Source organism: Ekhidna sp., from assembly GCF_965221965.1.
In the GTDB taxonomy this organism is placed as follows: Bacteria; Bacteroidota; Bacteroidia; order Cytophagales; family Cyclobacteriaceae; genus Ekhidna.
This window is the reverse complement of record NZ_OZ244926.1, coordinates 810572-833327: the sequence shown is the minus strand read 5'-3', so window position 1 is coordinate 833327 and position 22756 is coordinate 810572. Positions and strand designations below refer to the sequence as shown.

General features: G+C 40.6%; 19 protein-coding genes. 2 read left to right on the top strand and 17 right to left on the bottom strand.

The features are described from left to right. Positions 1–16: 16 nt before the first annotated feature. From ACOQON_RS04140 to ACOQON_RS04070, 15 genes are all read right to left on the bottom strand, one after another. Complete coding sequence (locus ACOQON_RS04140) at positions 17–595, bottom strand: hypothetical protein (protein WP_420577662.1); 579 nt, start codon at positions 593–595, stop codon at positions 17–19. Between the two features lie 9 nt (positions 596–604). Further along, entirely contained in the window at positions 605–1036 is a 432-nt protein-coding gene (locus ACOQON_RS04135; RefSeq protein WP_420577661.1) for a hypothetical protein, read from the bottom strand. 26 nt (positions 1037–1062) lie between these two features. Beyond that, the gene (locus ACOQON_RS04130; protein ID WP_420577660.1) at positions 1063–1470 is read right to left on the bottom strand and encodes a SiaC family regulatory phosphoprotein; all 408 of its coding nucleotides are present in this window, start codon (positions 1468–1470) and stop codon (positions 1063–1065) included. A gap of 46 nt (positions 1471–1516) precedes the next feature. After that, a complete protein-coding gene (locus ACOQON_RS04125) occupies positions 1517–1978 on the bottom strand; it encodes a hypothetical protein (RefSeq protein WP_420577659.1) in 462 nt (153 codons plus the stop codon). Positions 1979–2566: 588 nt separating this feature from the next. Beyond that, a complete protein-coding gene (locus tag ACOQON_RS04120) occupies positions 2567–2893 on the bottom strand; it encodes a GIY-YIG nuclease family protein (protein ID WP_420577658.1) in 327 nt (108 codons plus the stop codon). A 518-nt stretch (positions 2894–3411) separates the two neighbouring features. Beyond that, positions 3412–4173, bottom strand: a complete 762-nt coding sequence (locus ACOQON_RS04115; RefSeq protein WP_420577657.1) for a sterol desaturase family protein — start codon at positions 4171–4173, stop codon at positions 3412–3414. 306 nt (positions 4174–4479) lie between these two features. Continuing rightward, complete coding sequence (locus ACOQON_RS04110) at positions 4480–6237, bottom strand: PAS domain S-box protein (RefSeq protein WP_420577656.1); 1758 nt, start codon at positions 6235–6237, stop codon at positions 4480–4482. 38 nt (positions 6238–6275) lie between these two features. Continuing rightward, positions 6276–6701 carry a hypothetical protein gene (locus tag ACOQON_RS04105; protein WP_420577655.1) on the bottom strand — a complete coding sequence of 142 codons (426 nt, stop codon included), beginning with the start codon at positions 6699–6701 and terminating at the stop codon, positions 6276–6278. A gap of 176 nt (positions 6702–6877) precedes the next feature. Beyond that, a complete protein-coding gene (locus tag ACOQON_RS04100) occupies positions 6878–9835 on the bottom strand; it encodes a sigma 54-interacting transcriptional regulator (RefSeq protein ID WP_420577654.1) in 2958 nt (985 codons plus the stop codon). A 73-nt stretch (positions 9836–9908) separates the two neighbouring features. Then, positions 9909–10547, bottom strand: coding sequence for a response regulator transcription factor (locus tag ACOQON_RS04095; RefSeq protein WP_420577653.1), 639 nt, complete (start codon positions 10545–10547; stop codon positions 9909–9911). Between the two features lie 12 nt (positions 10548–10559). After that, on the bottom strand, positions 10560–12329 hold the full coding sequence (locus tag ACOQON_RS04090; RefSeq protein WP_420577652.1) for a response regulator: 1770 nt from the start codon (positions 12327–12329) through the stop codon (positions 10560–10562). 24 nt (positions 12330–12353) lie between these two features. Further along, positions 12354–12797 (bottom strand): response regulator, encoded by a 444-nt coding sequence (locus ACOQON_RS04085; RefSeq protein ID WP_420577651.1) that lies wholly within the window; start codon positions 12795–12797, stop codon positions 12354–12356. Next, a complete protein-coding gene (locus tag ACOQON_RS04080; protein WP_420577650.1) occupies positions 12790–14442 on the bottom strand; it encodes a sensor histidine kinase in 1653 nt (550 codons plus the stop codon). The genes ACOQON_RS04085 and ACOQON_RS04080 overlap by 8 nt, the downstream gene beginning before the upstream one ends. Positions 14443–14665: 223 nt before the next feature. After that, the gene (locus ACOQON_RS04075) at positions 14666–16480 is read right to left on the bottom strand and encodes a mechanosensitive ion channel domain-containing protein (RefSeq protein ID WP_420577649.1); all 1815 of its coding nucleotides are present in this window, start codon (positions 16478–16480) and stop codon (positions 14666–14668) included. A gap of 99 nt (positions 16481–16579) precedes the next feature. Continuing rightward, the gene (locus ACOQON_RS04070) at positions 16580–17005 is read right to left on the bottom strand and encodes an FKBP-type peptidyl-prolyl cis-trans isomerase (RefSeq protein ID WP_420577648.1); all 426 of its coding nucleotides are present in this window, start codon (positions 17003–17005) and stop codon (positions 16580–16582) included. A 130-nt stretch (positions 17006–17135) separates the two neighbouring features. Between ACOQON_RS04070 and ACOQON_RS04065 the strand changes: the two genes are divergently transcribed. Next, the gene (locus ACOQON_RS04065; RefSeq protein WP_420577647.1) at positions 17136–17843 is read left to right on the top strand and encodes a pirin family protein; all 708 of its coding nucleotides are present in this window, start codon (positions 17136–17138) and stop codon (positions 17841–17843) included. A gap of 1 nt (position 17844) precedes the next feature. Further along, a complete protein-coding gene (locus ACOQON_RS04060; protein ID WP_420577646.1) occupies positions 17845–18333 on the top strand; it encodes a VOC family protein in 489 nt (162 codons plus the stop codon). A gap of 45 nt (positions 18334–18378) precedes the next feature. On the opposite strand, the gene ACOQON_RS04055 is transcribed toward ACOQON_RS04060, so the two are convergent. Together ACOQON_RS04055 and ACOQON_RS04050 are read right to left on the bottom strand one after the other, a co-directional pair. Further along, complete coding sequence (locus tag ACOQON_RS04055) at positions 18379–19707, bottom strand: RagB/SusD family nutrient uptake outer membrane protein (protein WP_420577645.1); 1329 nt, start codon at positions 19705–19707, stop codon at positions 18379–18381. An 11-nt stretch (positions 19708–19718) separates the two neighbouring features. Next, positions 19719–22604 carry a SusC/RagA family TonB-linked outer membrane protein gene (locus ACOQON_RS04050; RefSeq protein WP_420577644.1) on the bottom strand — a complete coding sequence of 962 codons (2886 nt, stop codon included), beginning with the start codon at positions 22602–22604 and terminating at the stop codon, positions 19719–19721. Between the last annotated feature and the right edge of the window lie 152 nt (positions 22605–22756).

Below are 22756 nucleotides of genomic sequence, written 5' to 3'. Positions count from 1 at the left end.
TTCTTATTTATGTTTTTTAGTATTTGGTTAAAATTTGGATGAGTATGTTATGAGGGGCTACCTCATCCCCACCGAAGTAGGGAAATAGCATGTAGTAAAGTCCTTTGCTACAGGTTGCCTCCCTTTTTATCCGTACAGGATCGTATCCCTGCAGATAGAAGACATAGTGATCATCAGTGATCTGTAGTTGGTAACTGGTTGGTTCATCCAGCTCCACATCGCCGATATACTCAGTGATTCGCTCCCCATTTACATAGGCATAAGCATGAATCTCGAGTTTGCCAGCCAGCCACCGCCAACCGAAACGAGCACTGTTTTCATGGTGCATCGAATTGCAATCCGAAAAACCCATGAGCTTATTAATGTCATGCTGATTTTCCGTGGTGACTGTTTCATAGATGGCCGACTGATCAAAAATGGCAGTGAAATTCAGCGTCTTCGACTGTAGCGATTGCATCTTCCACCCATTATCATGCTTGCCTGCTGGAATGATGAAGTTCTCATAGGGATCTTCCAGGGCTGGTTCGCAGGCAAACAACATGATCGCCAGGGCTACTATCAATGATCTCACGAGTGTATTCAGTAATCTTTTCATGACTATTTCTTACAGGTGAACCAATAGTTTGATACCGGCAGAAGACTCCCTGGCACGGATGCCGGCTGTGATAGCTGCTGAGAATGTATCTGTGATTTTGATCTCTGTCTCTACCTCCGGGATGAGCACGAAGAAGTCTTCATTTACAAACCCGGCTTTTGGTGTGAGGAAGAATCGCATGTTTCCACACCTAGTCAATGGTATAATGGTCTCGATTCCATAAAAAGGATACTTCTCATCTACTCCCTCCATCGTCGATTTCAGATTCGACTGATGTACCAGCCCAATCCCCAATCCTTTGTTCGTCTGTACCCTCAGACCAAACCCCTTCTGTAAACCCATCACTGTATTTTGGAGGTATGCTTGCCCGGTCAATGATTGAGCGTTGCTACAGACCTTCACACAGGTAATCAAAATCAAGAGTATAATTAGCTTTTTCATGGTTTTCAGTGGTTTATGGAGTGGGGCTATGCTTCGGTTATCTGAAACTTGAAGTCGCACATTCCGGCCATATCCAACCCTGCTTCCAGCATCGCGTCATCATTGTACTCAGCTGCACAGCTCCAATAGATCTTCACTGACTTCCCTTTTTTGTGCGCCTCATTCAGGCGTCTGATGATCTTAAAAAGGTATGTGGCCGATGAAGTGTTGAATAGCTCCAGTTTGAAATAGATATTCAGTTCTTCATTTCTCTTCAGATGCAGCTCAATATCCGACATCATCTGACAGTATTTGATCCACGCATCGTCCGTGATGCTCCAGCCTGTGGCAAGGATCAGGTTCAGTGTTTCCAGGTAGCGAACAGTGAATACTTTCGGATCACTTTTTACTACTCTGAGGGGGGATACTTCTCCCTGACAATTGTGCTGTATCATTTGAGCGTTCATTTTATTATGAGTTATAGGGTCTTTTAAATTGGATTTAGAATGAAAGGGCAACAGATGCCTGAAGAGTAGGACGGAAAGCCCGGGAGCCCACACCTAGTCCTAATCTGAAGTGCTTAATAGGCTTATAGTCTGCCAACACTGATGGCGTGATCACGAAGTTTTCTCCGTTGGACATCCCGGTACGTACATTGGCTTTCACTACAAATTGTTCTCGTGCCACGATTGGCACTGCGAAGTATATACCTGCAAAATCCTTTTCATACTGATGTGGAAGTGATTCCAGTTCTTCTTCGCTCATCATAAAGGATTCCATCAAAGAAGCTTCCTGAAAGAATGCTCCATATTCCCATTGATACTTGTTTTCAAACCCGATGGCGGTTCCGGTCTTCGGACTCATGTGAGTCTTTTCTACATAGGTTCTTACGATTACATTTTGCGCAGATGCTGTTCCTAGAACGACGGCAAAAAGAAGCGGTAATAACAGTTGCTTTTTCATTTTCTTATGTGTTTTTGTTTGTTTGATAGTTCAAAAGTCAGAAAATGAGCAGCCGGAATTGAGAGGGATTTTCGGGTTTAGAAAGATTCAGAAATACCCGCAAAAAAGTGTGTGAGATGCGTATGTGGGAAGCTCGTATGGTTTTGCGTGAATCACGCATCAGGGATATACGGAGGGTGGAGTAAGGGATTTTGGGAGGTCCTTGAGGACATAAAATAACCGATCTGGTGTTGAGTGATTATTTTTAAAGGACCTCATCCCCTGGCCCCTTGTCTTAGTAGTATGATTATTTTAAGCACCTCATCCCCTGGCCCCTTCTCCTGTCAGGAGAAAGGGAAGGTTCCCTCTCCTTGAGGAGCGGTCCGACGTTGCGAAGGGACGGGGGATGAATTTTGTCAGGTAACTACTGAGCATTTGTTATCGGACTTATTTCAAATGAAAACTCTGAGCTAAAAATACCAACTCCATTCCGTGCGTCATGCTGAACTTGTTTCAACATCTATCACTATTAGAAGTAAGGATTCATGTATCATAGACCCTGAAACAAGTTCAGGGTGGCTTCTTTTTTTATATAAAAGTGGCCACCTCTTAATCCAGATCACCAGCAGCTCCTCTAATATCCTCCTCTGTAAACCAATCAGCTGCTAAATCCTTAAGATCAGAATTGTGCTCTCTTATGAGGTTCCACTTCCAATCCTTATGCCAGTTCTTCAGTTGATTTTCTCTCTCGATTGCCGATCGCATGTTCGGGCATTTTTCAAAATGCATTAAGTACCTAAGTTTATATTTACTTGTATGCAAAGAACCTATGCCTGCCTTGTGCTCAAGGACTCTTCTTTCTATATCATTGGTTGAGCCAATGTATAATGAGGTTCTTTTATGGTTTGATAGGATGTAAGTATATCCATATTTCATTTTCATCCGAAATTTAGTTAGACCCTGAAACAAGTTCAGGGTGACTATCGGGTTTTGTTCAGGGTGATTATCAGGTTTTGTTCAGGGTGGCAAGTGGGTTTTGTTCAGGGTTACCACTGATTATAATTAGCGGAAACAATAATAGAAAAGCCATGCTGAACTTGTTTCAGCATCTATCACTATTAGAAGTATGGATTCATGTATCTCATAGACCCTGAAACGAGTTCAGGGTGACATCTTAGTTTGACTGGTAAAAAATATTTTTATGTCATGCTGAGACTGGCCGCCCGCACTTGTTTCAGCATCTACACACTAGAAACAGATCCTGAAATAGAATTCAGGTATAATACATGATTCAAAAATCCATCCCCCACCTCCATTCCGTAAGTATTTCATCTTTTCACTAACCGTGATAAAGGTGTTTTTAATGATAGCCGGCCCGTGAGAGCGGGTCGGATTTAATAGTTGGTTGTGATACTTTAGTAGTGAGTAGAGGCCGGCTCTGAGAAGAGTCGGCTTTACTTTTTTCCTGTCGCCTGCTCAAAAGACTGATCATAATCATCTCTCACGGTCCCGAATAAGCGATCCCAAATGAGCGTATAAAGGCCATAGTTTCCATGAAACCGGGCATGGTGCTGATTATGTGCCACGGAGGTATTTACATACCGTCCAATCCTGGTTTTATTAAACCCTTTTGGGAACAGCTCATATCCCAGGTGACCATACACATTATAGATGATCTGAAAGATCATGAACAGCATGATGATGAATGCATGCGTGGGAACGGTAAAGGCCAAAATCAAAATAATGGCTGCCTCAATAAAAGCCTCCAAAGGATGGAAAGCATAGGCTGTCCATGGTGACGGATTGGTAGAAAGGTGATGGACCTTATGAACCCGCTTGAACAATGCGGGATGATGCATCAAGCGATGGGCCCAATAGAAATAAAAGTCATGGATGAAAAACATGGGGATGACCGTGAGCAACCAGTACCAGACAGTCTTGTCACTCAGTGAATCGTATAGCAACGTGTAAGGCTTTAACACAAAGAATGTGAGCAACGCGATAATGGTAAAGAAAAAAACCGTCAGTAAAGAGTAGAGCAGGTCTCTCCAATAATCAGCAGTCCTGGGAAAGGTGGCTTGAATCCTTTTGATCAGGAATCTTTTCCGGAAAATGACATAGAATAGCAGAAAAGCCAACCCGGCAGCCAGCAAATAGCGAATGCCGATATTGAAGTATACTTTCGGAAAAAGGTCCGTTAACTTTTCTAGCTCCATCACCCTTCTAATTTAACCTGAGTTCGGGATAAGACTTTTAAATTTTATTCAAAATGACCATATAGTCTCCTCTTAGAAGGAAAAGATTTCATATAAACCCACCCCTACCCCTCCAAAAGGAGGGGACTTTACGCTTTTTCCTTTTGATTTTACGTCGAACTACGGTTCATTCAATCCAGTGGGAAGCGAATTTGATGAGGCCATCAGGAATAAAAAAACCCACCGCTCTCGCGGCAGGTTCTCACCTAATCACTGCCTCTGAGTAGAGGCAACTCACTTACTACAAATTTCTTTTTAACTCATCAATTAAGCAACTGGCATTTTTACCATCACCTTGGTGCCCTCTCCTCTTCTCGAATCAATATTGATCAAACCATTGGACTTTTTGACCCTGTGGGTAATATTGATTAGACCATTTCCTTTGGTGGCGGTTAGTATATCGAATCCATTGCCATCGTCCTCTACAATCATATTCAGGATACTGCCTTCATGATTTATTGTAATAGTGAGATTCTTTGCCTGACTGTATTTTACTGCATTATTTACGGTCTCCTGTACTACACGAAATACCTGCCGCTTTACAAATTTTGAAATTGCTGACTCATCTATATTGCATTCAAAGTTTACATGCATTCCATCAGGCAGGCAGTCCGTTAATTTTTCCAGTGCATACTGCAATGAAATATCATCTATTTCTTTAAGGGAAATACCAGTGATCAAACGACCAAGATCATTGATCCCCTCGTGCAAAACATCTGTTGCTTTTGAGATTACGGAAGTACAATCATTGCATGACATAACTTTGCCCAGGTACATAGAGGCTGCATTGAGCTTTTGGCCCAGGTTATCATGCAATTCCCTGGCTATCTCGTTTTTGGATTCTTCATGATACTCCAGTCGGGAGATGTTTTCCTTAGATTCTTCAGTAATATCTACAATGATTCCATAAAACGTGTTGCCCGTCTCATCTCTGTAGTCAGGCCGAAAAAGGATTTCAAAATGCCCCTGATTTTTCTCATTGAGCATATATCGATGTTCCATCCTATATTCCAGCTTCGTTTCAATGCTATTATTGATCCCATCGAGAAAAATGGTACGATCCTCCTTCTTGATCAGCCGAACCAACCTGCTCAGGGATATCTGATTGGCATGCAATCCCAACATTTTCATGAGATTTTTAGAACACGTGACCAGATCCAAATCCACATCGTATTCAAAACTACCTGCCCGGGTCAACTCCTCGGTTTGATAGAGTACAAACTGCGACTTTTCCATTATAGCAATGGCATTTTTACTTTTTGTTATATCTCGTGCCTGACCCAGTATTCCGGCTATTGTTCCATTGGTGAAAATGGGATTTTTTGTCACCTCCAGCCATACCCTCTCACCCTTTTCATTGAGGTAATTCAGCTCGTAATTTGACGATACTCCTTTATCCAAAATAAACCTGTCATCCCTTATCGACTTTTCACTAGCGTGTATCCAGTTGAGCTCTTCATCTGATCTACCAATTAGCTCAGCCTCACTTCTTTCATATAGCCTGCAGAAAGCAGCATTGACTCGTCGATACCTCCCCTCTGTATCTTTAATAAACACCGGGTTTTCCAAACTATCAAACAGCGTATCGAACATTTGAGACGTCTCTTCATACATCCTTTCACATTCGGCAGATCGGTTTTTTAGTTCTTGGTGAGCAAGAGATTTTTTAATTATGTGTGGCAAGATTTTCAAACACGATTTTTTCACAAATTCCTGAGCTCCTGCTTCCAGCAGCTCATATCCCATCTCCTCACTTATCGAACCGGACACGATAATGATTGGAATATCTGTATGCTTACGGATGTATTGCACAGAGCGAAGACCATCATAATCGGTGAGATTATAGTCACAGAGAACCAAATCATAATGAGTCAACTCTTCTGATTTCAGTTCATCCTCCGTATCAATGATCCGCATCGTATAATTAATGCCACTTTTTGATAACATTCCCTGCGCCAGTAGTACATCATCGGGATTGTCCTCCAGCATTAGTATCCTGATCTCGCATGTCCTTTCGCCTTCCATATTCATTTCCATTTCTAGTTGTGTCTTATTTAAAGTGATTAAATAGGACTGTGGTGATTGTTTCCAAGCTTCCTGAGCCAATCCTTCGCTTTAATGATGGATTGAAATACTCTGGCGGGGTAATCCAGCTTGTTCAGTCGAATGTGCTGCTTTAAAAAAATTAGATCAGCAAGCGTGTCTACAACATAAACCTCCGCCGATCGATAGGCGTTAAGTTTATTACTTTGTCCCCAGGTTTTTAATGCATCAAAGCTGAATACACTTTCGGATGATGTGAGGTCTATTAAAAAAGGAATCCTCAGATTATCATCCAAAAAATGATCCAGTGCCTCAATATGCTCCCTGATCATTCGGCTGTCTATCATCGGACAACCATTGGGAATAAAGAATGCAGAATGCACACAAGAATCTTCAATCCAATGTGTGCCTGTCTTTAGCTCGATTTGATTTTTTGAAACTGTCACGAAAAACCCATTCCCAATGGACGTGCCAGTTATTCATAATTAGAAAAATAAGGGTGTAACTACCTGTTAATCAATGGCATTAAATATCAATAAGTAAAATACTTAATCGAAAATAATCGCGGATATCCGTGGGGCAAAAGCGTTATAAACAGTAAGCCACGGTATTTCGTGGGTCATTAATCGGGTCGTTTTATGTCAAACTTCCTCATCTTATCCCTAAGTGTGCTCGGCTTGATCTTTAGTTGATGAGCGGCTCCATTCTTACCTTCTATCTTCCAATGACATTCTTTCAGAACTTTACGGATGTGATTTTCCTGAACTACCTCCAGCGAATTGTCATGTGTCCATTGATCCCCGTTGGATGAATCATCCTCTACCTCAGGCAGCTGAAGCTTTTCTCCTTCCGTTAAAATAATTGCTCGTTCCATTGTATTTTCCAGTTCACGGACATTTCCCGGCCATGTATAATTTCTCAGGTAATCCATCACAGACTTTGGAATGGATTTCACCTCTTTGCTATGCTTGACATTGTATTTGGAAATAAAATGCTCAACCAGAATTGGGATATCATCCGGTCGTGAGCGTAATGGTGGAATCTCAATAGGGAAAACATTCAGGCGGAAATACAGATCCTCCCGAAACTTTCCGTCTTTTATTGCTTGCTCAAGGTTTTTATTGGTAGCTGTGATTATTCGGACATTAATTTTTTTTGAAGAAGTACTTCCAAGCCTCTCGACCTCTCCTTCTTGCAGCACCCGCAAAATTTTCACTTGCAAATCCAATGGCATATCACCAATTTCATCGAGAAAGATGGAACCTCCATCCGCCAACTCAAATTTCCCGGGCTTTTCTCCTACAGCTCCGGTAAAGGCTCCCTTCTCATGTCCAAAAAGCTCGCTTTCTATGAGATCTCTGGGTATGGCAGCCGTATTTACCTTGATCATTGGCTTTTCTGATCGCTTGCTGACATTGTGAATAGCCCGAGCTATCAATTCCTTTCCCGTTCCTGTTTCACCGGTTATCAATACGGTTGCATCTGTCTTAGCCACCTGCTCCACACTGTTCAGTATTTTACGAAACGCCTCACTCCTGAAGACCATATTTTCAAAATCATGCGCCTGCCTGATTTCTTCTTTCAGGTAGATGTTTTCCTGCTCTATTTCAGCTTTTAGTTTAGATAGCTCATCATATGCCTCCTCCAGTTCTATTTTAGCTAATTCTTGCTGGGTAATATCAGCCAGACGAATTAGAATGTGGGTGACCTTGCCATCCTGAATCAATGGACTCAACACTATTTCCGTAATCAATGTCCTTCCTTCCTTATCCAGTCGCTGAGTATAGGTGTTGCGCTCTTTTGTTTCGCACACTTTTTCATATTTTTCGTACCGCTTCCTGATTTCCTCATCACCAATATTAAGTAGGTCACGAAACAACCACTCAATGCTTTTACCTACTGCAAACTCGCGAGTAACCTTCTTGCCAAAAAAGGTGGATAATCTTAAAAATGAATCATTGACTTCTTCGATCACATAGTCCTTATCTGCCCTGATAAGCACTAGTATATCGGAGGTGACATTGAAAATATTATTGAGCTTTTTCTCCCTTTCAGCTATTTCCTTCTTCGATTCCTTTTCTTCGGTGACATCAATGGCCTGAACAAGGATATTATCAAATTCTCCACTAGCGTTTCGAATTAAGCTGTAATGGGATTTGGTGTAATGGGTTTTTCCATGTGGATCTTTAAACCGATCTTCGACCAAAAGTGGCTTCTTGCTCTTCTTCAGTTTTTCAATCTGATCCTTAACTTTTTGCTGAATTTCTTTATTCCCTTCCCATCCGGGCGAATTCCAGAAATATTTCCCGATGAATTCATCTTCCAACACCCCTTGCGTCTTAAGTGCCAGGTTATTGATATGCAAAATCTTTCCATCTAGATCCAGAAGCGCAGTAAATTGAAACTGCTGGTTAAAGACGTTTCGATAGCGCGCTTCACTGACTTTGAGTGCTTCTCTTGCTTTTACAATTTCAGTAATATCCCTACCTGTACTTTGAAATTCTACGATCGACCCACTATCATCAAAAATGGCACGATCTGTCCATTCCTGCCAGCCAGTAGATCCATCTGGCAAATAAACTCTATGGGATTTTTTTACAGTTGGATTGTCAGGAGTTAATGATTCAAGCTTTGCTATGACAGCTTTTTGATCTTTTTTGTCAATTAAATCATAAAAGCTGGAGCCAATTACTTCCTCTTCAGAAAGATTGAATTTTTCAAGGTAGGCTCGATTAGCAAACGTTCGAATCCCACCCTTTTTCCACCTCACAATCATTTCTTCCTGATCCTGCACTATTGATTTGAATAGCACCTCGCTTTGTTTAAGCTTCTGCTCAGATTCCCTTAATGCGGTGATATCCTGAGTAGTCCCCAACATGCGGATGACTTCTCCCTCTTTGTCACGGATCATTTTGCTATTTGCCAGCAGATGCTTGACTTTACCGTTTACATTAATACGGTATTCAATTTGGTGTCCATCGGGTCCTTCCGGAGTTAATGAATGCTCAAACTCCTTTCCCACCCGCTCTTGATCTTCCGGATGAATGATGCTAAAGAAATGGGCATTTAAATCTATGTTATCTGTGGGCTTGAGTTCAAAGATCTTGAATAATCCTTCGTCCCATGATAATTTATCTTCTTTCGGATACCAATCATACGTTCCAATGCTGGCCGACTCCAAGGTCAACCGGAGACGTTCTTCACTTTCTCGTGTAATCGCACTATTATCAAGTCGCTTATCAATGATGGTTCCCCTGACTAGCTGCCTATTATATGGCGGAAACCGAATCAGACGAACTTCGCAAGGAATCTCATTCCCATCTTTGTCTCTATGAATCCAATCGAAAACAGGATTGGCCCCAGCCAGCGCTTCCTGAATTACCTGACGACTATACGCCTCAGCTTCATGTCCATACACGTGTGACGGGCTTAGTTCATAAGGCTTTTTTTTGAGAATCTCTTTTTTGGAAAGCTGAAAAAAATCAAGTGCCAGATCATTGCAATCGACAAAGTGCCCACGATCCACATCAAGAATGACGACAGGTTTTTTTAGATCTTTTATAAATAGCTGGTGATCCATATAAAACAAATCCTCCTAATTAGAAGATTCTAATAAGTTAATTAAAATTTCAAAGATTAGAAAAAACGGCAGGCTAAACCAGATTTCGCTCAACTGCGTACATCACAAGGCCTGCTACATTCTTGCAACCTGTCTTTTCCAGAAGGTTTCTTTTGTGGGTTTCCACTGTACGAATACTGATGAATAACTTATCGGCAATTTCCTTATTGGTGTATTCATTGGTGATTAAAACCAACACCTCCTTTTCTCTTTCAGATAATTCTGTTTCAAGGGTCAATCGCTCCTTTGGTTTTCGTCCTGCGATGTTGCCTATGATTGTCTTATACACCTCTTCCGAATAATGATCCCCCCCATCAAGGATTTTTTTGATAGCCTCAACCAATTCGTCTTTGGTCGATTTCTTCAATACATAACCATTTGCACCCAGGGCAATCATCTTATTGATATAACCGGCCTCATTATACATGGATAGTACCAATACCTTTTGGTCAGGGTGATTTTCCCTGAGTGTCTTCATGAATTCTATGCCATCCATTTTGGGCATATTGATATCTGTAAGTATGATGTCATATTCATTATCCCTCAACAAATCCAGCGCCTCCAGGCCATTTTCAGCTTCGTCTTTTATGACAAACTCGTCATCGCCCTCGAAGTAAAACCGAATGCCGTCTCTGATAATTTGGTGATCATCCACTAATAGCAGCGTTCTCATTTTATTATTTTTTTAGCTAACCGGAACTTTTACTTTGATTCGTGTACCCTCTCCGATCTTAGAATCGATATCCACGAGTCCGTTGCTACGCCGAACCCGATGAATAATATTTTGAAGCCCATTACCCGTCAGCACTTTTTCCTTGGCAAAGCCTTTCCCATTGTCTTCAATATACAAACTTAAAACCCCTCCTTCCTGACGGAGGTTCATTTGAACATGAGTCGCCTCACTATACTTCAGAACATTGTTTAAAGCCTCCTGTGCGATACGGTAAATTTGTGCCTTTACAAAGGTAGAAAGCAACTTCTCGTCGATATTATATTCCCGACGAACAATCATCTCTTCAGGCATGTACCCGATAAGTTTGTCAATCGCATACCCTAAACTATGCTCTTCTATCTGCTTTACTGAAATATTATTGATTAAATAACCCAGATCATCGATGGATTCATGTGCCAGGTTCTTAACCTTGATCAAATCCTTGTTGTCAGGAAAACTGTCAGATATCTTGCTAATAAACATGGAGATAGCATTCATCTTCTGACCCAGGTTGTCATGCAGCTCTCGCGCAATCTCCTTTCGATCGCGCTCCTGCCTGTCTAGCTGGTAGATTTGGCTTTCATGCTCTGTAGTTACGTCTACGATGGTGCCATAAAAACGCGTACTGTTTGTGTCTTTATAATCCGGTCTTAACACAACTTTAAAATAGTAAATGGTTTCCTTTCCGTTGAAGGGAACACAGAAGCGATGTTCATTATGATACTCTTCATAGTTTTCAATAGCTGTTGTTATTCCTTCTACAAAAATGCTCCGATCTTCCTCTTTTACGAGATGAGTGAGTTTTCTAAAGGAAATGGTATCTCCTTCAATCTGTAATTTCAGAATATGCTTGAAGTTTGAGCTACAGCTAATCAGATCCAGATTTGAATCATACTCAAAGCTCCCCGAACGAGTTAATTTTTCCGCCTGGCTTAAGATAGACTTGGCTTTCATGGTCTCCTCAAGCAGTATTTTCTTTGTTGTTACATCTTGAAATTTGCCAACAATTCCAGTTACCTCATCATCGATAATCAGGGGTGTTTTTGTGGCTTCAAGCACCTTTCTTTGATTATCGATTGTCATTTCCAAATCATAGGTTACAGATTTTCCGGATAGCTTCACATATTCATCCTGCTCCATCGATTGCTCAGCAACTTTACCAGAGAATAATTCCGTATCAGTATGCCCTACTAACTCCGCTTCATGCATTTTGATGAATTCACAAAAGGCCTTATTCACTTTTAAATATCTTCCAGTAGCATCTTTTAAAAAGATTAAATCCTCAAAACTGTCAAAAATGGTATCCAGAATGAGGTTTTTTTCCAGAAGCTCTTTTTGAAATCGCTGCTTCTCACGCACTATTGAGGTCTCCCTAATGCCGCGCTCAACTGCAATCACAATCTTTTTCATGTTGGATTTTAAAACAAAATCATTCGCTCCTGCGCGTAATAAGTCTGCGGCCAACTCTTCACCTACAGTACCGGACAGAAGTATTATTGGAATAGCCAAATCAAACGATCTGATGTATTTAATGGCAGAGAGGCCATCATAGTCCGTGAGGTTATAATCTGAGATGATCACATCAAAATCCTGAAGACTCAACTTCAGGAACTCCTCTTTAGTGGATACACAAGAGAGATTATAATGCAGGTTTGATTTATTCAGTGTTAGTCTTAACAACTCTACATCATCCTCATTGTCTTCCAGGTATAGTATTGCTATCGGTTTCTTTTTATTTTCCATATCCCGCTCAAACTTATCAAAATCCTATTCCGGAGTTTTATTGATCATGACCCAATACATGCTTACTTCATTTGCCAAATTCATAAACTTATTGAAGTTTATGGGTTTCACGATATAACTGTTCACTCCCAGCTGATAACATTTTTCTAAATCCTGATTCTCGCGAGATGATGTCATGACTACTACCGGGATTGTCTTCAGTTCCTCATTTTTTTTGATCACTTCAAGCACTTCAATTCCACTTACCTTGGGTAGCTTCAAATCAAGTAGAATCAGCTTTGGTTTCTTGAGCAAATCACGCTCTGCATAACCCCCTTTTCTTAATAAATAATTCAATGCATCCTCACCATCTTTCAACCATACAATATCATTTACCACATTACTTTTTTTTAATGACCGCATGGTAAGCTCAGCATCATCAGCACTATCCTCTACCAGGATTATTTGAATTTCCCTGAGTTCAGTCATTCATTTGCTTTTTAAATTTTAGAAAAAAAGTTGCTCCACTACCTTCTTCACTTTGCGCCCATATCTCGCCATTATGCATACTCATTATTCTTTGGCAAAGAGCCAGACCTACTCCTGTGCCTTCAAATTCTTCATCTGAATGTAACCTTTGAAATACCATAAAAAGCTTGTCGGCATATTGCATATTAAACCCAACACCATTATCAACGACTTTAATCAGGTAAGAGTCATCAAACTCTTCTCCTATTATTTCGACTGAAGGTGATTCCTCCTTTGAGGAATATTTGACTGCATTTGATAAAAGATTCGCAAAAACCTGGTTGATCATCTCTTTATCCCCATGGATTTCAGGAAGATTCCTGACTTGAATGATTGATTTAGATTCAACAAACAGATTATTGATCAGGTCAGAAACTACCTGAGCAAGGTTTACATTTTTAAAGTTGGTTTCCTTACGATTCATCCGGCTAAATGCAAGAATATCATCGATCAGTTCACCCATTTTTCGACTGTTATAGGAAATCCGGTCTAAGTACCTGCTTGCCTCATCATCAAGTTTAGGTTTATAGTCTTCGAGAAGTGCTTCAGAAAAACCATTAATCGCTCTAAGCGGAGCTCTTAGATCATGAGAAATGTAATAACTGAATGATTCCAACTCCTGATTCACTGCTTTCAATTCCCGTGTCCTGGCATTCACCTCCTCCTCCAATTTTTCGTGAGATTTTTTCCGTTCAATTTCTAATTGTTTGCTGGCATCAATGTCCATTACATAGCCCCTAATACTAACAACTTCACCTCTTTCCACTTCCGTAATTCCAATGGCTTTTGTCCAAAGCTGTTTCCCATTGGGTTTGGTCACCAATAATTCCAAATCATAATTACTTCTGTTCGCGATTGCTTTAGCTATGGCATCCTCTATGAGCTTTTCCTGCCCAGGATACATATCCAGGCTTTTTTCCAGATCAATAAGTGTCCCACGTGGAATTTCGTAGATATCATACAAGGAATCACTCCAGCTAACCTGATTGGTTTGAAGGTCTAATTTCCACGTGCCTATCTTGGCAATACTGAAAGACTCCTGTAGGATACTATTCAATTCTTTTGATTCAGCGACGGCCAGATCTACCTCCTTTTGCAATGTGGCCGGGCTTTTAAATGTTAGCGCTGTGGGAACGGATTTTATCATCAGCCCCACAGTAGCAACAGAAACAACCGCTGTGATTGCCCTGACAAATCCGCTAAACCGATAGATTGGCTCCCAAAAAATAATTGCATCAATGAGATGTGTAACACCACAGGAAAGTATGAAAACACCGAATGCAAAAGTCAGAGGCTTAAAGAATCCCAAATTACGCTTCCAGAGATATATGAACAGCATGATGGGAATAGACAAATAAGCTGCAAATATGATGAGGTCGGAAATGATATAAATCCATCCATCTGCGGCAGACCATGTACCGCAAGTCCACCTGGCAGGCCAGTTTTCCGTACTCAACAGGTTAGTAAAATACTCTCCTGTTGACGGGTTTTGAACCTGCTGAATGGAGCAAACTGAAACAGTCTGCTCTGAAATTATTGAATCTTCATCACCCCTTGCTCCAACCAATAATGGAACAAGAGCTAACAATCCTGATAACCGTTTCATGACAATCTTTAATGGTTAAAATCATGATCAGGTTGGTGACTAATCCTGCAATTAAAAGTAACGGAAAAACGTATAAGAAAAAACTAATATAACCCAAACTACTTATTAAAAAGTAAAAAATATAAAGGAGAAAAAAATCAAAACCATTAAATACTATTTATAACTATCATAAATGATACTTTATGGTTTGTAATGACAAATAAGAAAAAAAGCTCCTCTATCTCTATTCTTTTGCGGGAATCGTGGTGGTATTTCCATCCCTTACCGCTCTGTAGTGCGGAGACATTATCTCAATACCAGCTTCATTAAACCTATCCTGGATATTAGCATGGAGCATAGAGTACGTTTTAGGCATCAGCTCCGGTGCATCTGTATATGCATTCAATTGATATGATACATACCAATCGTCAAGGCTGGTTTGCAGCACAAACGGTTCTTTGCTGATATTTACGCCTTCCGTTGCTACTGCTGCCTCAATCAGTAATTCATGCACTTTTCTCCACGGCACATCGTACCCGATCGTCACGGAGGTATTCAGGATAAGACCCAGCTCTTTGCTACTGCTGGTGTAGTTAATCGTGTAACCTGTAAGTATGGAAGAGTTGGGTACAGTGATGTCTTCATTCTTGGTGGTTCTAACGCGGGTCACTAACAACGTCTTTTCAATGATTTCACCCGTTACCTCTCCTATTTTTACCCGATCACCTACTTTAAAAGGACGCATGTAGGTAATCACCAGCCCGGCCACTGCATTGGCAATGGCCGATGTAGAGCCAAAGGATATCAACAACCCAATAAAAATGGAAACACCTTTAAAAACATCAGTTCCTGAGCCAGGTAAATACGGCCACATCATCACCAGCATAAAAGCATAGACAAGTAGCTTAACTAAACGATAGGTTGGCATGGCCCAATCCGGATAAAATCCCGGAATGGTAAGCACTGACTCTTCTACTTCAGTAGCGATAAACCTAATGAATTTCACCAGATACCGGGTAACTACATATATGACTATGATCGTAAAAAAGTTTGGCAAGTAGTCCCAGAAACCAAACCATATGTTCTTTGCAGGATCTAGAATCCAATCCAGTAATGTATTTGCCCAGCTTCGAGTAAATGGGAAAAGTCCGAATACCATCGGAAGTGAGAGGTAAAGGACTAATGCATACAAGACCCATTTCAGGAAAGATACGATCCGAATACTGATGTCTAAATGCAATGGTGGAGGAAGAAACTCATAACTCCTTAATCGTAAACCATTGAAATATTTACTCTTGTTGAGCACCATCCATCCCTGAATGCCATTCGTAATCCGACGAATAAAATACAAAACCAATACAACACCGCCTATCACTAAAAAAACCAAACCAATCCTCGCCGCTATATTTTGGATGGTGCTACGGTTTCTGGATTTATTCACAAATTCCAGAATACTACGCTGGTAAGTACTGGCTAGTGAATCTTTACTGATCCCTTCTACCCATAATACGTCCCAATCGGACACACTTGTAATGATCAGGTTTTGATACATCACATCAATTGTTCCTCCATGTTCCTCCCGGTATAGTGAATCCGGATAGAAAAAATCATCTCTGACAAGCAGCTTTAATTTTTCCGAGACATTGGAAGCTCTTTCTTCTGCCATCACCGGACCCAATTTGGTGAAAATGGTAAAAAGTGAATCACCAAGAGGCTTTACGGTATAGCCCTTTGTGCTTTCTCTAAGCCGGAGGATACGTTCTCTTTGCTCTGCATTTCGTGCAGAGTCTCTTTGCTCAATCTCTTTTATTTGTTCACGAAGGGTCGCCTGACTCAGCTTATCACTCTCCTGAAGTAACTGGATACGCTTCATTAAATCTACACGAGCCAGTGAATCCTGCCTGCGCCGTTGGATGTTCTCATCGAGTAATCGCTCGTACGTATTTAGCTGCTGATTCAGGCTATTGACTGCCCGCTGAATACTGTCTGATCGTAGGCTATCCTGACTGTAAGCACCCAAAGCGATCACAAATGAGAGAAGGAGAAGTGGTTTTTTCATTCCAGGTTTAAAACTGCTTTCGCGATTAAGATACATCAAAATTGGCATAAAAAAAGAGGCCCTGAATCAAGGCCTCTTCTATTTAATTTTTAAATCGTTTTACCCGATCTCTACAAGTTGGATATCAAAAACCAAATCCTTGCCGGCCAATTCATGATTGGCGTCTACTGTGATCGCATCATCTGATACAGCAGTTACAGAAACATACGTTTGATGCCCAAGGTCATTGGTTGCTACCAACTTCTGACCCACCTCCGGTTTCATATCTTCAGGGAGCTGATCCTTCGGAACATCCTGGATTAACTCATCTCTTCGATCTCCATAAGCTTCAGCAGATGGGATGGTTACTGTCTTCTTTTCATCAATCTCCATTCCGTTTACTGCCTCATCAAAGCCTTTAATCATTTGTCCGCCACCCACGGTAAACTCAAGCGGGTCACGCCCCTCAGAGGAGTCAAATACTTCTCCGGAAGTGAGCTTTCCTGTGTAGTGTACTTTTACCTTGTCGTTAGCTTTAGCTTTCATGTTTTTCTTTTCTTGTGAAATAATCACGCAAAGGTACAAAAATTAAATAGGCTTAATTTTTTGAATAAAATGTATGTAACTACATTTAATGTAAATACGTATATTTATCAGGAATTGAAAGTATATGACAATGAAAAAAATTATTCATAAAGCAAATAGTCGCGGAACAGCCGACTTTGGTTGGCTTCATAGCAAGCATACATTCAGCTTCGGTCAATACTATAATCCAGATCGGGTTCACTTTGGAATGCTGAGGGTATTAAATGACGATATCTTACAAGGTGGTGCAGGTTTTCCGACGCACCCGCATAGCAACATGGAAATTGTATCCATTCCACTAAAGGGATCCCTGGCGCATAAAGACAGCACTGGAACTGAGAAATTGATTCATACAGAAGAAGTGCAAATCATGAGCGCAGGAAGTGGATTAACGCACTCGGAGTATAATGGAAGCAAGACAGATGAGGTCAACTTCCTGCAGATCTGGGTCTTTCCAAAAGAGAAAGACATTAAGCCTAGATACGATCAGAAGGTATTCGAGTCATCAGAGAGAGTGGATAGGATTCAAACAGTGGTTTCACCCAATGATGAAAAAGCACTCTGGATCAATCAGGATGCTTACTTTTCTCTTACCAATTTGTCTGATGGAAACACAATTACCTACAACTTTAATAAGATGGGAAATGGCGTATACATATTCATCATCGAAGGGCAGATTGATATACAGGAAGACACGTTAGACAAGCGTGATGCCATAGGAATTTCTGAAACCAATGAAGTGACCATTTCTGCAAAAAAGGATTCAGAGTTGTTATTTATTGAAGTACCCATGAATTGATATGGAAGATTATAAGATTCCTGCACAAACCCGCATAGGCCATGTTCACCTAAAGGTATCTGACATTCAGCGCTCGCTGGATTTCTATTGTGGCCTATTGGGGTTTGAATTAATAGCGACTTATGGTGATGATGCGGCCTTTATCTCTGCAGGTGGCTATCATCACCATATTGGATTAAACACCTGGATGAGCAAAGGCGGAGATCCTCCGCCAAGAAACAGTACTGGGCTCTTTCATACGGCAATTTTGCTTCCTACACGGAAAGATTTGGCCATTCTGCTAAAACGACTCAGAGATGCGAAGTATCCCATTTCCGGAGCATCCGATCATGGTGTCTCTGAGGCGATCTATTTAAATGATCCCGATCAAAATGGTGTGGAACTTTATTGGGACAGGTCCAGAGAAGAATGGCCGATGAAACCAGATGGTTCTTTGGATATGTATACCAGGCCTTTGGATATGATTGATTTGAATAAAGAAATCGCATAAAAAAACCCACTCGATTGAGTGGGTTTTTTTATTCAATTATATCAATTAACTACCAACTTCTGTTTGTGGAAGTGGGAATTTATCAAATACTTCTTGATCCGCTGGAATAACATTACCATCCTCATCGGTAGTAGTAATATTATCAAATGTTATATACGTCTCATTAAGATTTCCTGTTCTTCTCAAATCGACCATTCTATGTCCTTCACACCACAAAGAATAGCGTCGCTCCAGGAGCACATCCTCAACTGTAACAGTTCCTGCCAAATCCACAAGGCCAGCTGCACTTCTTACCGCATTAATTCCAGCAAGTGCTTCTGTATTGTCAAAACCAATGTTTGCTTCTGCATAAATAAGCATCAACTCTTCGTTTCTGATAATATCTATGGAGCTAATTGCGCTCTCATAAAGATTCGTTTCATACTGAACAGTGATTCCGGAAGACGTGAAAGTTTCAGCACGTTGGTTAACCTTATTTTCCACCCTTAAATCGTTGGCCTGAGCTTCATCTACCCAAGTATCGGAAGCAAAAATTTGATTACCATTTTGGCCGGAAGGCTTAAATAAGTCATTCAAAAAGTCACCCGGACTTGTACTGAAAGTCATTTTTGGACCAATATCCAGATCTCCATTTATATCGAAAAATGAGTCTGTGAGATGAGTTCTAGCAGCAGCCATATCTCCTGCATACAGTGCCGCTCTTGCGGCTAAAGCCCTATTAAACTCAGCGAACGTAGCTGGTGTATCAAAACCGGCAAATCCACTTGACATTCTGAACGCGAATTCAGCTCCTTGTAAATCTGCAAGTCCATCATCAAGCATGGTTCTTATTTCATCCAAAACATTTGATGTATTGGTTACTACTGGACCCGGGTTGTCCGGATCATTAACATCAAGTCTAATACCACTGTCAAAATAAGCTCCCCACAAAATTAGAAATTGATGAGCCATAATGGTCTTAGCAAACCCTCTGTATCCATCCTTTTCAGCATCAGTTACATCAGCTTCTGCTACATCAAGTGCTTCCAGTAGAATATTGCAATTCTTGATTACTCTATATCTGCTAGTCCAATTAGCCGTGGTGTAAAAAGAATTGTTATCCAATGAACCTGTGGTACCTATTAGATCTGTTCTATTTCGAGGATCGGCATCAAACAGATATAATTCCCTTGTAATAGTTCCAGTTGCAGTTACATAAATTGAATGATTGTTTCTCATTCCTGCGACAGCTCCTGCAGTCAGGTTATTCAACTCTGCTTTTGACGCACTTTGCAGTATTCCATCCAGAGCAGGTGCATTTGGATTTATTTGCTCGTCAATCTCGCATCCATACGCAAAAACTGCTGTTATTATTAATATTAATATTTTTTTCATTTCTCTAGTGATTAAAAGTTAAGATTCAAATGAAAGAATACCTGCCTGTTGTTAGGATATGGACCTACATCCAATCCAGTACCCAAGGCGTTTGTTCCATTTGTAGAAACTTCCGGGTCGTATCCTAGGTAGTCTGTCTTTGTCCACAGGTTTCTACCTGAAGCACCTATTTTAACTCCTTTAATAGCTCCGTTAAAAACTCCCAGAGCAGACTGTGGAATTGAGTAATAAAGTGCAACTTCTCTCAATCTCCAATATCCTGCTGGCTCAATATATGATGCCGCATATTGTGATCCTCTATCATCAATTGCAGGGTTGGTTCCTCCATCATCAAATAGTAATGAGGACAAGTTTAAGTTTTCCCCACCTTTCTTCCAGTGTAATAAGAAAGAGAAATCAAAGTTCTTAAGGAAATTAACCGTGTTGTAGAATGACATCTGGAAATCAGGCTGGGTATTCCCTACTTCAGTAGGAGTTCCGTCTACGTTCTGATAAATACCTGTTACAGACCCTCCTTCTTCGATGTAAAATGTTCCTAAGCCTAAACCAAAGCCATTACCCGGAGCTGTGAATGATGGTACACCTAAGCGCGTATAAGTAGCTTCATTTTTCCACCAATTAACAGTCGTGTTCCATGTAACATTTTCGTTACTAACTGGTCGTGCATTTAATGCAATCTCAATTCCTTTATTTTCAAGATCTGCATCATTAAGTACCTGAGTACTGAAACCAACAGACGAAGGCAGGCCTCTATCAAACAACAAATCTTTCACCTTTCTATTATAAGCTGTAAACTCTAAGCCAACAATACCATCGAACAACCCAACATCAAAACCAAATTCTAACTCCTGTGAAGTTTCTGGTTCAAGTCCGGGAGTACCTCTTTGCTGATCAATAATACTACCTCCAACTCCACCAGCAGCATTTCTATCAAAAGTGGTAAATAGCGCACCATACGTAGCACTAGAACCGGTTTCTCCGTATGCCACTCTTACTTTTAACTGATTGATCTGGTCTACGCTCCAGAAATCAAAATTGTGAATGTTTGCTGCTAAGGAACCCTTGAAGAAACTATAGTACTTATTGGGATCTCCATTTAAGCTTGACTTATCAAAACGAATCCCAATGGTACCAATGATCTGATCATTATAGTTGGCCTGCTCCTGGAACACAAAACCAAATTCTTCTTCGTTTTCAAAAGTTTGTGTTATATCATAAGCTGTTGCTTGAGTCAAAGCTGTTTGTCCTTGAATCAATTGAGTCGCTTGATTATATACAAACTCCCTTTTAAAATTCAGGTATGAAATACCGGCACTTGTGCTCAACGATAAATCACCTATATAAATATCGTGGTTAAGGAATGCCGTGTAATTCAAATTAGTGAAGGTGTTTTTACCTACTCCAATATATCCATTTTGGATACCTGCCTGGGCCTGATGATATTCAGGTACGTATACGAGTGTCTCATTGATAAAGAAATCAAGACCTCCATTCCACTTAAACTTCAAAACCTGATTTTCTTTCTTGATCAAATCCGCCTCAAAGTTCAGTGATTGCAGTGTTCTATTTACTTTGTCTTCATTTCTAGCTTGATCTCTAACGAGAATCATATTTCCTGAAGCTGAAGGGTTATCTGGATAAACTCCATTTGCATCCGGATATAAGTTGTACCAAGGCCTGGTATAGGCAAGATTATAAACCACTGCCAGTCCTCCTTCATTTTCATTTCCTGTAAAACCCCTGGAAGTTTCTGATCTGATGAACGAAGAAGCTGAAGTAATTTTTACTCGATCACTAATTTTATGATCAATATTGGCTCTGATATTGTATCGATCAAATCCAGTATTTTTCATAATTCCATCCTCTTTTCTCACCGATCCACCAATATAAAAAGTAGTCTTTTCGTTACCTCCTCTTGCAGAGAAATTCGTGTTGGTTATTAGCCCTGTTTCTCCAAATAACTCTTCTTCATAGTCATATATTTCACCTGACGCATTAAATGCAGCAACCTCACCATCTCCGTAAGTAGCAGCAACACTTGCCGCATCCCAATCTCGAGTACCTAACAATCTCACAGCCTTGCTAAACCCAACATCTTGTGACAAACTGAATTGGGTCTTTCCTTGACTTCCTCTTTTGGTCGTAATGATAATTACACCTGCATTCGCTCTTGTTCCATAAATTGCCGCTGCAGAAGCTCCTTTTAGAACCTCAATATTTTGAATATCATTCGGATCCAAATCCGCTAATCTATTAGAAGACTGTTCCTCATTTCCTCTGTTTGCACCAGAAGCGAATCTCGAACCTGAAGGTATTTCAGCATTGCTCATGTAAATACCATCAATTATAATGAGCGGTTGGTTATTTCCTTTGATAGAAGAAATACCTCTCAATCGCATTGCAACTCCACCTCCCGGGGCTCCTGAAATAGATGTCAAGTTCACACCAGTCATTTTTCCATAGAGTGCACCATCAACAGTTCCCTGGTTGGTCATTCCAGTGAGCTGCTCTGAAGAAACGGTACTTACAGAGTTTGCCAGGTTTGACCTTTTTACTGAAGTAGCAAGACCAGTCACAACAACCTCATCAAGATTCGTTACATCTGTTCGCATAGCCAGATCTCCAGCTTCTGAAGCAAGAACTTCCTGACTCGAATAACCAATGGAAGAAAAGACGATGGTGGAACCAGATGGAACCGATAATTCGTATTCTCCATTAATTCCTGTAATAGTACCGTTGGTTGTCCCTTTTACTAATACAGTAACACCCGGTAACGGCTCCCCATTGGAGGCATCCGTGACCGTTCCGCTGACCCTAACATCCTGGGCCATCAAAAAACTAATGGGCACCATAAAGGCTAGAACCATCAGTTTTCTTTTTAAGTAGTTTTTCATCATAGTAGAGTTTTTAACTTAAAAATTGATTTAACATTCTGTTAAAAATCACGAAATATCGGATGAATACCAAAAAATCTTCGATGAATCAAAGAAGGACCACAAAAGTAAGTTGTAAAGAATTACGCAAACAGAATTAAATTTTGCAAAACAGG

Bases quoted from the DNA above. Each gene is read 5' to 3' on its own strand.
- ACOQON_RS04065 (WP_420577647.1), top strand. From the start codon at position 17,136: ATGAAAAAAATTATTCATAAAGCAAATAGTCGCGGAACAGCCGACTTT.
- ACOQON_RS04075 (WP_420577649.1), bottom strand. From the start codon at position 16,480: ATGAAAAAACCACTTCTCCTTCTCTCATTTGTGATCGCTTTGGGTGCT.
- ACOQON_RS04110 (WP_420577656.1), bottom strand. From the start codon at position 6,237: ATGGAAGGCGAAAGGACATGCGAGATCAGGATACTAATGCTGGAGGAC.
- ACOQON_RS04090 (WP_420577652.1), bottom strand. From the start codon at position 12,329: ATGGAAAATAAAAAGAAACCGATAGCAATACTATACCTGGAAGACAAT.
- ACOQON_RS04055 (WP_420577645.1), bottom strand. From the start codon at position 19,707: ATGAAAAAAATATTAATATTAATAATAACAGCAGTTTTTGCGTATGGA.
- ACOQON_RS04070 (WP_420577648.1), bottom strand. From the start codon at position 17,005: ATGAAAGCTAAAGCTAACGACAAGGTAAAAGTACACTACACAGGAAAG.
- ACOQON_RS04125 (WP_420577659.1), bottom strand. From the start codon at position 1,978: ATGAAAAAGCAACTGTTATTACCGCTTCTTTTTGCCGTCGTTCTAGGA.
- ACOQON_RS04120 (WP_420577658.1), bottom strand. From the start codon at position 2,893: ATGAAATATGGATATACTTACATCCTATCAAACCATAAAAGAACCTCA.
- ACOQON_RS04095 (WP_420577653.1), bottom strand. From the start codon at position 10,547: ATGAGAACGCTGCTATTAGTGGATGATCACCAAATTATCAGAGACGGC.
- ACOQON_RS04060 (WP_420577646.1), top strand. From the start codon at position 17,845: ATGGAAGATTATAAGATTCCTGCACAAACCCGCATAGGCCATGTTCAC.
- ACOQON_RS04085 (WP_420577651.1), bottom strand. From the start codon at position 12,797: ATGACTGAACTCAGGGAAATTCAAATAATCCTGGTAGAGGATAGTGCT.
- ACOQON_RS04115 (WP_420577657.1), bottom strand. From the start codon at position 4,173: ATGGAGCTAGAAAAGTTAACGGACCTTTTTCCGAAAGTATACTTCAAT.
- ACOQON_RS04140 (WP_420577662.1), bottom strand. From the start codon at position 595: ATGAAAAGATTACTGAATACACTCGTGAGATCATTGATAGTAGCCCTG.
- ACOQON_RS04100 (WP_420577654.1), bottom strand. From the start codon at position 9,835: ATGGATCACCAGCTATTTATAAAAGATCTAAAAAAACCTGTCGTCATT.
- ACOQON_RS04050 (WP_420577644.1), bottom strand. From the start codon at position 22,604: ATGATGAAAAACTACTTAAAAAGAAAACTGATGGTTCTAGCCTTTATG.
- ACOQON_RS04135 (WP_420577661.1), bottom strand. From the start codon at position 1,036: ATGAAAAAGCTAATTATACTCTTGATTTTGATTACCTGTGTGAAGGTC.
- ACOQON_RS04080 (WP_420577650.1), bottom strand. From the start codon at position 14,442: ATGAAACGGTTATCAGGATTGTTAGCTCTTGTTCCATTATTGGTTGGA.
- ACOQON_RS04130 (WP_420577660.1), bottom strand. From the start codon at position 1,470: ATGATACAGCACAATTGTCAGGGAGAAGTATCCCCCCTCAGAGTAGTA.